Genomic DNA, 12,155 nt, shown 5'->3' with positions numbered 1-12,155 from the left:
CCGTCACAGAGTGATGGCGTTCTTGGCCCGGTCGACGGACTCCTCGGCGGCGGGGCCGCCCGGGTTCTCCAGCGCGAGGGCCTGGTTGACCTCGGCGAAGGGCCGCATGCGGGCCTCGTAGCGGGCGAACGCGGTCTCGTGACCGGCCCTGCCCAGCTCCTCGGCCAGCACGTACGCGCCCACCAGCGCCAGGCTGGTGCCCTGGCCGGACATCGGGGAGGGGCAGCAGGCGGCGTCGCCCAGCAGCGTCACCCGCCCGGCCGACCAGCGGTCCATGCGGACCTGGGCCATGGCGTCGAAGTAGAAGTCCGGGTCGGCCCACATGCCCTCCAGCAGCTTGGGCGTCTCCCAGCGCAGGCCGCCGCAGTGCTCGGCGGTGATGCGCTTGTGCTGCTCGACGTCTCGGTGGTCGTAGGCGATCGGCCCGGCGTTGAAGCCCAGGTAGACCTTGATGCGGCTGTTGTCGCGGGTGGTGAAGAGGCCGTAGCCGGCGTCGCCGTCCTTCAGCCAGGTCTGCCAGTCGCGCAGGCCGAGGAAGTTGTCCATCGTGCAGATGCCGACATATTGGCCGATGGGGTGGACGAAGCGCTCCTCGGGGCCGAAGGCCAGCCGGCGCACGGCCGAGTGCAGCCCGTCCGCGCCGATCACCACGTCGTAGTCGGCCGGCTCGGCGCGGGCGAACGTGACGCGCACGCCGTGCTCGTGCTCGCGCAGCGCGGTGATCGAGTCGCCGAACCGGTAGCCGGCCGGGGCGTGCTCGTGCAGGATGCCCGCGAGGTCGTCGCGGAACAGCTCCACGTCGTCGTTGTCGAGCCGGCCTCCGCTGTAGGTGGTCTCGGTGGTGCGGAAGACCTCGTTGCCGTCGCCGTCGAGCACGGACATGCCCCGGTAGGCGGTCCTGGCGTCCCGGACCCGCTCCAGCAGGCCCATCCGGTCGACGACCTCGAGCGCCGCGCCGCGTACGTCGACCGCGTGCCCGCCGGTGCGCAGGGCGGGTGACCGTTCGACGACGGTGACGGCGAAGCCCTGGCGGCCCAGCCAGTACGCCAGCGCGGATCCGGCGGTCCCCGCGCCGGAGATGAGTGCCTTCTTCATGGTGAACCCCTCTCGTGTACGACTGAACGTACAGCGTAAATACAGAGGTTGCAAAGGGCTATCTGGTAAGTTCTGTACTAGTACAGAAGGAGAGACGCATGCCCGCGCCGTACCAGCAGATCGTCGACGACCTCCGGCGGCGGATCGACGACGGCGAGCTCGCGCCCGGCGATCGGGTGCCGTCGACCAGGCAGATCGCCATGAAATGGGGCGTCGCCCTCGCCACGGCGGCCAAGGCGCTCGCCACGCTCGGCCACGAGGGCCTGGTCGAGGCCCGCCCGCGCTCCGGCACCGTCGTCGCCGACCGCGCCCAGCGGCGCCGCCCGCCGGGGGAGCAGGGCCTGACCCGCGAGCGCGTCGTCGCGGCGGCGATGGAGATCGCCGACGCCGAGGGGCTGGCCGTGCTGTCCATGCGCGGCGTCGCGGCCCGGCTCGGCGTCTCGGCCATGTCGCCCTACCGCTACGTGGGCGGCAAGGAGGAGCTGGTGACGCTCATGGCCGACGCGGCCTACGGCGACGCCGAGTGGCCGGAGACGCTGCCGGAGGGCCGCCGGGACCGGATCGAGCTGATCGCGCGGCTGCTGTGGCGGGTGCACCGGCGGCACCCGTGGCTGGCCCACGTCACCCCGCTCAACCGGCCGCTGCCCCTGCCGAACCTGATGGTCTACGCCGAGTCCCTGCTGGCCGCGCTCGACGGCCTCGGCCTCGGCTCGGTCACCATGCTCAACCTCCAGGTCCTGGTCTTCAGCCACGTCCAGGGCCTGGCCGCCAACCTGGAGCACGAGGCCCAGGTCCAGGCGGCGACCGGGGTGTCCGACCAGGAGTGGGTCGACGCCCGGATGAGCGCCCTCGACCTGCGCCGCATGCCCACGTTCGCCAAGGTGCTCGCCGGGCTGCCGAGCGAGGGCTACGACCTGGACCTGGACGCGTTCTTCGAGTTCGGCCTGCAGCCGCTGCTCGACGGCATCGACAGGCTGATCGAACGGTCGGCGACGAGTTAGAGCCAGCCGGCCTCGGTGGCGATGCGGATCGCGTCCTGCCGGGTGCGGGCGTTCAGCTTGGTGACGGCGGAGGCCAGGTAGTTGCGCACGGTGCCGTAGCTGAGGTACAGGTCCCTGGCGATGTCGCGGGGCGCGGCCCCGGCCCCGGCGCCGGTCAGGCGCAGCACGCCGCGACGTCGCGGATCGCGGCCACCAGCTCCTGCGGCCGCGCGTCCTTGAGCATGAACCCCGACACGTGCGCGTCGACGCCGCGCCGCAGGTTGCCGGGCCGGCCCAGCGCGGTGAGGATCAGCACCCGGCAGTCCGGCAGCCGCCCGCGAGGCCGCCGCCGAGGCCAGGGCGGTCGCCGCCGCTCCCGGCGCGCCTTCGACGCCCGCCGCCCCCACCGGCCCGCCCGATGCGCCGTCGCGGCTCGCTTGGTGGGCGCTCACCGCGATGACCGTCAACGTGGCCGTCATCGCGCTCCACAACGTCGCCGACACGGGCCCGGCAGTGGTGCCGCCGATCCCGGCCGCTGGGCCGTCGCCGTCACGGCCGCGGTCCTGGCCGTCGCGTTCCAGCTCCACCACGGCGTGCCCCGGGCCAGGCCCGCCCGGCACTGGCGGCGGACGCTCCCAGCGCACATCCTCGCCGTCACCGCCGCCGCGCTGCACGTCGGCGAAGGCGCCCTGTCGCCGCTGGTCGGCCTGGCCGTGGCCAACACCCTGCTGTGGCTGCCCGCCCGCTGGTCCGTGCCCGCCGTCGCGCTCGGCGCCGGCCAGTAGTTCCGCGTGCACCGATGCGCCATGCACAATGCACGGCCCGCCCGTGAGCCCGCCGGGCCGGTTGCTGTATGAATGATCGCAGCATGGCCTGGTGAGCGGAGGCGGTCCCGATGACCAACGGTGACACGGTCTCGGGACGGGTGATCTCGCCGGTCCTGGTCGGGCGCGAGGAGGAGCTGCGCCGCCTGGCCGCGGCGGTGAGCCGGCCACCGGCCGTGGTGGTGCTCGAAGGCGAGGCCGGGATCGGCAAGAGCAGGCTGCTGGCCGAGCTGGCGGCACGGCCCGAGACCGCCGGCCGGCTGCTGCTGCGCGGGGGCGCCCGGCGCATCCGGGAGCCGTTCCCGCTCGGGCCGCTGGTGGAGGCGTTGCGCGGCGCCGAGGAGCCGCTGGCGCGGGCCGGGCTGTCGCCGGTGGCGGGCGCGCTGCGCGGCCTGCTGCCCGAGCTGGCCCCGGTGCTGCCGCCCGCGCTGGACCCGCTCGACGACCGGGCCGCCGAACGGCACCGGCTGTTCCGGGGGCTCGCGGAGGTGCTGCGCGCGCTCGGCCCGGTGGTGCTGGTCGTGGAGGACCTGCACTGGGCCGACGAGCAGACCGTCGAGTTCCTCGCCTACGCGCTGGCGGTGCCGCCGCCCGGGCTGTCGATCGTGCTCACCTACCGGGGCGAGGAAGCCGGCGCGGTCGTCAGGGAGGTGACCGGGCGTCCGGCGGACGCGGTGTTCCACGATCACATCCTGCTGAAGGCGCTGGACGTCACCCAGACCGGCGACCTGGCCGCGGCGATCCTCGGCGAGTCCGGCGTCACCGCCGACTTCGGCGCCCACCTGCACGAGCTGTCGTCAGGGCTGCCGCTGGCCGTACAGGAGCTGATGGCCCTGCTGCGCGCGCGGGGCGCGCTGATCAGGCTGCGCAGCGGGCGATGGGCGCGCAAGGCGGTGGCGGAGCTCGACGTGCCGCCCGGCGTGCGCGACTCGGTGCGCGAACGGGTCGCCCGGCTGCCCGAGGCGGCGCGTGCCGTCGCGGAGGCCGCCGCGGTCTTACAGGCCCCGGCGCGGCCGGCCGACCTGGCCCGGGTGTGCGGGCTGCCGAGGGCCGGCACCGTGGCCGGGGTGGACGAGCTGCTGGTCTCCGGGCTGCTGGCCGAGCAGGCGGGCGCGGTGGCGTTCCGGCACGTGCTGGCCGCGCAGGCCGTCTACGGCGCGATCCCGCTCGGGCGCCGCCAGGAGCTGCACGCCCGCGCGGCGGCGGTCGTACGGGAGCTGCGGCCCGTGCCGCTCGGCCAGGAAGCCCACCACCTGCGCCAGGCCGGGCGGCTGGCCGACTGGGTCGAGGCCGCGGAACGGGCGGCCGAGCAGGCGTCGCGCCTCGGCGACGACGCCGAAGCCGTGCGCATCCTGGAGGACGTGCTGCGCCACGCCCCGCTCGACCCGCGACGCCGGGGCCGCCTGGCCGCGCGCCTCGGCTGGGCCGCCGCCCAGGTGCTGCGCCCGCCCCAGATCATCGGCCTGCTGACGCAGGCGCTGGAGACGGAGCAGCCCGGCCCGCTGCGCGGCGAGCTCAACTTCCTCGTCGGCATGCTCCAGGAGAGGCTCGGCGAGGACTCGGGCGCGCAGCGCCGCACCATCGCCGCCGCCGTCGGCGACCTCGCCGACCGGCCCGACCTCACGGCCTGGGCGATGGCGTCGCTCGGCAGGCCGATGGACCCGAGCGTGCCGCTGGCCGAGCACGTCACGTGGCTGGAACGCGCCCTGGAGACGGCCCCGCGCGTCGGCGACCCGGCCGAGGAGGTCTTCGTCCTCGGCAAGGTCGCGACCTCCTTCAGCGGGTACGGCGACCCGCGCTGGCTGGAGCTGACCGAGGAGGTGCGCCGCAGGACCGGCGGCCGGCCACGGCACCGGCAGGAGGTGGGCGCCTACCGGTCCATCGCCGAGAACGCCTGCCTCGCGGGCAACTACGCCGTCGCCGCCGACCTGCTGGCCGCCGCCATGCGCGGCGCGGCCGGCGAGGAGTCGTCACGCGAGCCGCTGTCGCGCTGCCGGCTGGTCGCCCTCCTGCTCGCCTGCTGCCGTGGCCGCTGGGACGGGCTGGAGGAGGAGACCGCGCTGCTGCTCGACGAGTACGGCGGGCGGCCGTTCGACCGCCTGGGCGCCGAGATCGTCGCAGCCTGCCTGGCGCTCGCGCGTGGCGAGCTCGACACCGCCCGGCGCGAGCTGCCCGAGGTCACCGGCACCGCCCTGGTCCAGGGGGCCTACGAGCTGCTTCCGCTGTCGATGGCCGCCTTCCTGAGGCTGTCCACGGCGAGCGGCGAGGCCGGGGCCGCGCTCGCGGCCGTCGAGGCGGCGGTCGAGGTGTGGGAGGTCAAGGGGCTCTGGCCGCTGGCGGTGCGCGCGCTGCCCGCGCTGGCCGAGGCGATGGCGGCGGCGGGCCGGCGTGCCGAGGCCGCCGCGCTGGTGGAGCGGGTGTCGGCGCGGCTCGACGGGCTCGACGCGCCGATGGCTGCGGCGGCCCTGGCGCACGCCCGCGGCCACCTCGCCGCCGACGGCGCGGACGCGGCGGCGCTGTTCCGCGCGGCGGCGGCGGGCTACGACCTCCTGGGAGCCCCGTACGAGGCGGCCCAGTCCCGCGAACTCGCCGCCGCCCACCTCTTCACCACCAAACCCACCAAACCCACCGAACCCGACCCCGCCGAACCAGCCGCCCCACCCGGGAGGGCCGCCCCCTCTGGGAGGGCCGCCTCTTCGGGGGCTGCCGCCTCTTCGGGGGGTGCCGCCTCTTCCGGGGCTGTCGGCCTCTCCCGCCCTTCGGATGCTCCGGGGTTGTTGTTGGAGGCGATCGCGGGGTTTCGGGAGCTGGCCGCGCGGTGGGATCTCGACCGGGCGGCGCAGCTCGCCCGCAAGCACGGGGTGACGGTCAGGGGCCGGTATCCCGGCGGCCCGCAGGGGTACGGCGCCGACCTGTCGCCCCGGGAACGGGAGATAGCCGAAATGGCCGCCGCCGGGCTGACGAACCGGGAGATCGGCCGCCGGCTGTTCGTCTCGCCCCGGACGGTCGAGAAGCACCTGGGCGCCGCGCTCCGCAAGCTCGGCCTGCGCTCCCGCACCGCGCTCGCCGCCCACCTCGGGGACCCCCGTAGTGACCCGCCCGGTACGGGGGCCGCGAATGGGGTGGCCTACCCATAGTCCCCACCGGCGGTGCGGACGACGCTTGGGGCATGTCCGAAACCGACGCCACCGACGGCGATCCGGCTGACTCCGACCCAGCGCGGAAAGGACCGGCGGCCCCGCCGGAGCAGCCGGTCATCGAACCACTCGAAGACGCCCCCGAAGGGTTCGAGCCCGTCTGACTCTCACCCCTCAGCACCCGAAAGGGCAGTTCGGTATGTCTCCACGCACTTCACCGCATGATCCCCCATCCTTCAGACCCCGCCGCACCGGCGCGCTGATCGCGGCCTCGGCCCTGGTCCTCGGCACGCTCGCCGTTCCCGGCGCGCCCGCCCTGGCCCAGGAACCCGAGCCCGCCGCCCCGGCGACTGGGCAGGTCACCGGCCCGATCGCGCTGGCCGGGCTCGGCAAGGGCGACCGCACGGTCACCCTGATCACCGGCGACCGGGTGCGCCTCAGCGACGCGGGCGGCGGCACGTACTCCGTCCGGCCGGAGTCGAGCGTGCGCCCCGACGGCACCACCGCCCAGCTCTCCACGCTCGCCACCCCGGACGGCGTCTACGTCACCCCGAGCGACGCCGTGCCCGCCATCAACGCGGGCCGCCTGGACCGGGAGCTGTTCAACGTCACCTACCTGGCCGAGAACGGCTACACCGACGACCGGGCCAAGCAGTTACCCGTCATCGTGCAGTATCCAGGGCAGCACACGGACCGGGCGGTCGCCTCGGCGGCCGAGGCCATCCCCGCCAGCGAGCCCGTGCTCACGCTGGAGAGCGTCAACGCCGCCGCGCTGGCCGTCACCAAGGCGGAGGCGGGCGCGTTCTGGACCGCGGTGCGGGCCGAGCCGGACGCGAACGGGTTCGCCGGGCGGGCGGCGCTGCGCGGCGGGATCGCCACGGTGTGGCTGGACGGCAAGGTCAAGGCCGATCTGGCGGAGAGCGTCCCGATGATCGGCGCCCCGCAGGCGTGGGCCGGCGGGCACGACGGCGCGGGTGTGAAGGTCGCCGTCCTCGACACCGGGGTGGACGCCACGCACCCCGACCTGGCGGACCGGATCGCCGACAGCAGGTCCTTCATCCCCGGCGAGGAGGTGCGGGACGGCCACGGCCACGGCACCCACGTCGCCTCCACGATCGCCGGCTCGGGCGCGGCCGGAGGCGGCAGGCACAAGGGCGTCGCGCCGGGCGCGCGGTTGATCGTCGGCAAGGTGCTGTCCGACGCGGGATCGGGCCAGGACTCCCAGATCATCGAGGGCATGGAGTGGGCTGCCGCCTCCGGCGCCAAGGTGGTCAGCATGAGCCTGGGCGGAGGCGCCAGCGACGGCAGCGACCCGATGAGCCAGGCGGTCGACGCGCTCACCGCGTCGTCCGGCGCGCTGTTCGTGATCGCCGCGGGCAACGCCGGAGAGGGCGGCGCCGAGACGGTCGCCACCCCTGGCACCGCCGAGGCCGCGCTCACCGTGGCCGCCGTGGACAAGAACGACGCATGGGCCCCGTTCTCCAGCCAGGGACCGCGCGTCGGCGGCGGGCTCAAGCCGGACATCGCCGCCCCCGGCGTGGCCATCGCCGCGGCGCGCGCCGCGGGCACGAGCATGGGCAGCCCGATCGACGAGCACTACACGGCCGCGAACGGCACCTCGATGGCCACCCCGCACGTCGCCGGAGCCGCCGCGATCATGGCGCAGCGGCATCCGGAATGGACGGGACCGCAGCTCAAGGCCGCCCTCATGTCGACCGCCAAGGACGACGCCCTCAGCGTGTACAAGCAGGGCGCCGGCCGCGTCGACCTCGCCACCGCGTACACCCAGCAGGTCTTCGCCGTCACCGGCGGGATCGACTTCGGCGCGGTGGAGAGCGGCGCCGAGCCGGCCACCCGCGAGCTGACCTACACCAACCTGGGCGGCGCGCCCGTCACGCTGACGCTCGCCCCCACCCTGAGCGGGTCGGACGGCGGCGCGGTCGAGGGCGCGCTGAGACTGGGCGCGACGACGCTCACCGTGCCAGCAGGAGGCGCGGCCACCGCCACGGTCACCGTCGACCCCAAGGCGCTGGCAAAGCTGGACAACTACACCGGCGCCGTCACCGCGACCGCCGACGGCGTCCGGCTGCGCACCCCCGTGGGCGTCGTCCGTGAGACGCCCAAGGCCACGCTCACCATCCACACCCTGGGCCGCGACGGCAAGCCGCTGACCCCGTGGGCCCAGGACACGATCGACGTGTCCGGCGGCAAGGGCGTCATCGGCGGCGTCTCCGTGCCCGCCGAGGGCACCACGATCGTCCGCGTCCCGCACGGCGTCATCAGCGTGGCCCAGTTCGTGCAGTGGGTCGACGACGACGACCGGCTCAACCTGGCGATGCTGTCGGTGCCGGAGCTGACCGTCACGGAGGACACCGAGATCACGCTCGACGGCCGGAAGCTGAGCCAGGTGCGGTTCAGCACCCCGCAGCCGGCCGAGCCGCTGAACAACTACGTCTACCTGGCGTATCAGCGGACGGTCGGCAACGGCGACTCCTACATGGGGTTCACCTGGCCGCGCGCGCCCTACGGAGGGGCCGCCAAGCTGTGGGCGCTGCCCACCGAGAAGGTCACCAAGGGCGCCTTCCGCTTCCACACCCGCTTCACCCTCGGCCGGGCCGAGGTCGCCATGAGCGTGCGCGGGCGTGACAAGCTCACCCTGCACCCGATGACCGCGCTGCACGGCGTCAACACCGCCGGGGTGCACGAGCAGAGCGACGGCTTCCCCGGCTACGTGCCGCTCACCGGGACCCGCGACCTGGACGTCGTCGACGTCGGCGAGGGCAGGCCGGAGGACCTCGCGGGCCGCGACCTGCGCGGCAAGCTCGTCCTGCTGGAGGCGCCGCTGTCGCAGGGCGTGTTCGGCGACGCGTGCGGCGTGCAGATCGAGCGGCTCGGCCCGATCCGTGACGCCGGCGCGGCGGTGGTCGCGTACTTCCCGAAGCCCGGGTCCGGCTGCGCGATCCCGCTGGGCTTCACGCAGGTCCCGTTCACGGGGGAGGCCAAGCCCATCGGCGTCGCCACGGTGTCGCTGCCGTCGGCCGAAGGGCTCGCCCTGCGCGCCCGGCTCACCGGCGGCAAGCGGCTGACCGTACGGGTGACCGGCACCGAGGAGACGCCCTACAGCTACACCTTCGCCCCTTACGAGGAGGGCCGGGTGTCCCGTTCGCTGCACTACACCTTCGGCGAGCGTGACCTGGCCAGGGTCGATCTGGACGCCCACGTCGTCGCTCCTCACCGCTACGACGACTGGCGGTACGCGCACAAGCCCGACGACGTCATGCCGCTGTCGACGAAGCTCGCCGGGTGGGGCGGCCCCCGGCTCGGCCTCCAGGAACGCCGCGACTGGGTCGGGCCGCTCGACGGCGGGATGCTCTGGTCGCACGGCATGGAGGAGCTGCGCGGCACGCCGGCCGACGCCCGGGTCCCGCAGTGGGCGCTGGAGGTGCTCGACAAGCCGGTCCGGATCCGTCAGACCTGGATGGCCACGCCGTTCACGCCCGGCGCCGCGACCGGCTCGGACAAGGTCTACAAGCTGGCCAAGCCGGGCGCGAACCTCGGCGCCTTCTTCCGGTGCATGATGTGCGTCCAGGGCGACAAGCTGTGGGCGGAGTTCGAGCCCAGCTACGGCTCCCCGGGCGCCAGGCAGTACAGCGGCGGCTACTGGCCGACGAACGACCTGACCAAGCCGGGGTTCGAGGTCCGCCTCTACAGGGACGGCAAGGAGATCCCGCGCACCGAGGCCGGCGGCTCGACCGTCCTGCCGGTCTTCACCCTGCCGCAGCAGTCGGGCAGCTACCGGCTGACCGCCAGGAACGACCGGCACGACACCGAGTGGACCTTCACCGCCCCGGCGGCCGGGGCCGAGCGGCTGCCCGGTTCGTTCTGCTCGCTCGAAGTGCTGTACGGCACGGCGGACCCCTGCAAGCCGGCCCCGGTCGTGTTCGTCGGCTACGACCTGGGTGACACGCTGGACGCCGCCAACAGCGTGCGCGCCGGTCGTACGCACGCCTTCACCGTGTCCGCCTACCACTCGCCGTCCGCGTCGGACATGCCGGGCATCGCCGGTCTGAAGCTGTGGGCCAGCACCGACGACGGCGCCACGTACACGCCCGTCCCCGTCAAGCGCGGCAAGGACGGCACGTACACCGCCAGGACCCGCTATCCCGCGCTCGGCGCCACCAAGGGCGCCGTGACCCTCAAGGTCGAGGCGTGGGACAAGGCGGGCAACACCGTCAAGCAGACCACCGTCCGAGCCTTCGGCCTGCGCTAGTCAGCTCGTGAGCGCCCGGCGTCGCCGACGCCGGGCGCTCACGCGTCCCGGCCCGGGCGGAAGGCCGTTTCGTACAGGTCGTCGAAGGTCTTCAGGAAGTCGTTCCAGTCGCCGTTGAGGTTGACCACCAGCGTGCGGTGACCCTGGCGGTCGCCCATCGCGAACGAGGTCGAGCCCTGGATGAAGCCGCCGCCGCCCCAGAGCGTCACCCCGCACGGGAGCCGCTGCTCGTAGACGCCGAGGCCGTAGCGGGTGCCGGGCACCCAGTCCGCGCCGTCGGTCGGGACCGTGGTGAACATCTCCTCCTGCTGGGCGGGCGGCAGCAGCTCGCCGTCGAGCAGGGCGCGCAGGAACCGGTGCAGATCGGCGGTCGTCGAGACCATGCCGCCCGCGGCCCCGGCCCAGCTCAGGTCGGCGTCCGTCACGTCGTGGAGGTCGGCGGGCCCGCCGCCCTCGTCGGAGCGGGAGTAGTGCCGGGCGCGCGGCTCGCGTACCGTTTCGGCGCCCGTCGGCAGGTACGTCCCGGTCAGGCCGAGCGGGCCGGCGATGCGGCGGTCGATCTCGGCGGCCAGAGTGGAGCCGGTCGCACCCTCGACGATCATCCCGGCCAGCGTGTAGTTGAGCTTGGAGTAGATGAAGCGCGTGCCCGGCGTCTCGGGGCGCGGGGGCTCCTGGCCGATGACGGCGTCGGGCAGCCCGCTGGTGTGGTTGAGCAGCTGCCTGACGGTGATCGCGGAGCCGTCGCCGCCCAGGTGCTCCTCGACCACGCCGGGCAGCCACGTGGCCACCGTGTCGTTCAGGCTCAGCCTGCCCTCGGCGGCCAGGCGCAGGACGACCGTGCCGGCGAACGCCTTGGTGAAGCTGCCGATGCGGAAGTGCTCGCCGGGCCGCCGCTCGCGGCCGGTGGTCAGGTCGGCCACTCCCGCCGTGCCGAACCAGCGGGTCCCGTCGCGGTCGCGCAGCTCGGCGACGATGCCGGGGCCGTCGCCGTCGGCCACGGCCCGGTCGAGGGCGGCGGCGAGCTGATCGGGGCGGAACGGGGACATGGTGCCTCCAGAGGCGTCAGGGGAAGATGCAAGCAACCGTAGTTGACTATTTCGAATTTAGTCAACTGCGGTTGCTTATTCTGGAGGCTCCGGGCTATGCGGCCCCAGTGGGCTTCTTCGTGCCGCGCACCTTGGCGTAGTGGCGGGCGGCCCTGGCCCGGTTGCCGCAGCCGGCCGAGCACCACTCGCGCCGCGCGGATTCGCGCAGGAAGTAGAGCACGCATCCCGGGGCCTGGCAGGCGCGCAGCTCGTGGCGCTGCGGCCCGGCGAACAGGGTGACGGCGTCCTCGGCCAGCGCGGAGAGCGCGGCGTCGACGGCGCGCCCGGCGGTGCGCACGACGGCCTGCGGCTCCGGGCCGGTGCGCAGCTCGTGCCAGCGCGGGGCGCGGGCGGCGTGCGCGTTGAGCGTCGCGACCGAGCCGGGCTCGGGCTCCTGCCCGGCGACGGTCGCGGCGGCGAGGGCGCGTACGGCCTCCCGCAGCTCCCGCGCGTGACGCAGGTCGTCGCCGGTCACGCCCAGGAGGTCGGCGTCCGAGAGCGGGACGGCGAGCCGGTCGCGCACGTCGCGCAGCCACGCGGCCAGGTGCTCGGCGGTACGCAGGCCGTCGAGGACCTGGCCGCGCACGGCATGGGTGGTGTTGCCGAGTTCGATCGGCGGCAGCTCCCCGAGCTGGGGAGCGCCGCCACCGGTGAGGTCTGCCACATCCACACTTCTAACGCTACCGGCAGCTTGACACCGTGAGGACCGTCCGCCATATTTCTAACGGTCGTCCTTGCCTTTAGCCATGAGAAAAACCGGAGGA

General features: G+C 74.4%; 10 protein-coding genes. 5 read left to right on the top strand and 5 right to left on the bottom strand.

Annotated elements, in window-relative coordinates:
* Positions 1-3: 3 nt before the first annotated feature.
* Entirely contained in the window at positions 4-1,095 is a 1,092-nt protein-coding gene (locus ACBI99_RS24600; protein ID WP_375073577.1) for an FAD-dependent monooxygenase, read from the bottom strand.
* A gap of 98 nt (positions 1,096-1,193) precedes the next feature.
* Between ACBI99_RS24600 and ACBI99_RS24595 the strand changes: the two genes are divergently transcribed.
* Positions 1,194-2,096 carry a GntR family transcriptional regulator gene (locus tag ACBI99_RS24595; protein ID WP_364171708.1) on the top strand — a complete coding sequence of 301 codons (903 nt, stop codon included), beginning with the start codon at positions 1,194-1,196 and terminating at the stop codon, positions 2,094-2,096.
* On the opposite strand, the gene ACBI99_RS24590 is transcribed toward ACBI99_RS24595, so the two are convergent.
* Together ACBI99_RS24590 and ACBI99_RS24585 are read right to left on the bottom strand one after the other, a co-directional pair.
* On the bottom strand, positions 2,093-2,263 hold the full coding sequence (locus tag ACBI99_RS24590; protein WP_219510310.1) for a response regulator transcription factor: 171 nt from the start codon (positions 2,261-2,263) through the stop codon (positions 2,093-2,095). The genes ACBI99_RS24595 and ACBI99_RS24590 overlap by 4 nt on opposite strands.
* Positions 2,251-2,391 (bottom strand): hypothetical protein, encoded by a 141-nt coding sequence (locus tag ACBI99_RS24585; protein ID WP_357583438.1) that lies wholly within the window; start codon positions 2,389-2,391, stop codon positions 2,251-2,253. Before ACBI99_RS24585 ends, ACBI99_RS24590 begins: the two co-directional genes overlap by 13 nt.
* Positions 2,392-2,668: 277 nt before the next feature.
* Between ACBI99_RS24585 and ACBI99_RS24580 the strand changes: the two genes are divergently transcribed.
* From ACBI99_RS24580 to ACBI99_RS24565, 4 genes are all read left to right on the top strand, one after another.
* The gene (locus ACBI99_RS24580; protein ID WP_219510312.1) at positions 2,669-2,860 is read left to right on the top strand and encodes a hypothetical protein; all 192 of its coding nucleotides are present in this window, start codon (positions 2,669-2,671) and stop codon (positions 2,858-2,860) included.
* A gap of 110 nt (positions 2,861-2,970) precedes the next feature.
* Positions 2,971-6,036, top strand: a complete 3,066-nt coding sequence (locus ACBI99_RS24575) for an AAA family ATPase (RefSeq protein ID WP_375073575.1) — start codon at positions 2,971-2,973, stop codon at positions 6,034-6,036.
* A 32-nt stretch (positions 6,037-6,068) separates the two neighbouring features.
* Positions 6,069-6,200 carry a hypothetical protein gene (locus ACBI99_RS24570; protein WP_281427272.1) on the top strand — a complete coding sequence of 44 codons (132 nt, stop codon included), beginning with the start codon at positions 6,069-6,071 and terminating at the stop codon, positions 6,198-6,200.
* A 35-nt stretch (positions 6,201-6,235) separates the two neighbouring features.
* Positions 6,236-10,306: a S8 family serine peptidase gene (locus tag ACBI99_RS24565; protein ID WP_375073573.1), complete on the top strand. Its 4,071-nt coding sequence runs from the start codon at positions 6,236-6,238 to the stop codon at positions 10,304-10,306.
* A gap of 38 nt (positions 10,307-10,344) precedes the next feature.
* On the opposite strand, the gene ACBI99_RS24560 is transcribed toward ACBI99_RS24565, so the two are convergent.
* Both ACBI99_RS24560 and ACBI99_RS24555 read right to left on the bottom strand, forming a co-directional pair.
* On the bottom strand, positions 10,345-11,352 hold the full coding sequence (locus ACBI99_RS24560) for a serine hydrolase domain-containing protein (protein WP_375073572.1): 1,008 nt from the start codon (positions 11,350-11,352) through the stop codon (positions 10,345-10,347).
* Between the two features lie 94 nt (positions 11,353-11,446).
* Positions 11,447-12,061, bottom strand: coding sequence for a CGNR zinc finger domain-containing protein (locus tag ACBI99_RS24555; RefSeq protein WP_375073570.1), 615 nt, complete (start codon positions 12,059-12,061; stop codon positions 11,447-11,449).
* Positions 12,062-12,155: the final 94 nt, after the last annotated feature.

Source organism: Nonomuraea sp. ATR24 (genome assembly GCF_041950485.1).
Classification (GTDB): Bacteria; Actinomycetota; Actinomycetes; order Streptosporangiales; family Streptosporangiaceae; genus Nonomuraea; species Nonomuraea ceibae.
This window is presented reverse-complemented; position numbering and strand designations above follow the sequence as displayed.

Bases quoted from the DNA above. Each gene is read 5' to 3' on its own strand.
- ACBI99_RS24600 (WP_375073577.1), bottom strand. From the start codon at position 1,095: ATGAAGAAGGCACTCATCTCCGGCGCGGGGACCGCCGGATCCGCGCTG.
- ACBI99_RS24595 (WP_364171708.1), top strand. From the start codon at position 1,194: ATGCCCGCGCCGTACCAGCAGATCGTCGACGACCTCCGGCGGCGGATC.
- ACBI99_RS24575 (WP_375073575.1), top strand. From the start codon at position 2,971: ATGACCAACGGTGACACGGTCTCGGGACGGGTGATCTCGCCGGTCCTG.
- ACBI99_RS24570 (WP_281427272.1), top strand. From the start codon at position 6,069: ATGTCCGAAACCGACGCCACCGACGGCGATCCGGCTGACTCCGACCCA.
- ACBI99_RS24565 (WP_375073573.1), top strand. From the start codon at position 6,236: ATGTCTCCACGCACTTCACCGCATGATCCCCCATCCTTCAGACCCCGC.
- ACBI99_RS24560 (WP_375073572.1), bottom strand. From the start codon at position 11,352: ATGTCCCCGTTCCGCCCCGATCAGCTCGCCGCCGCCCTCGACCGGGCC.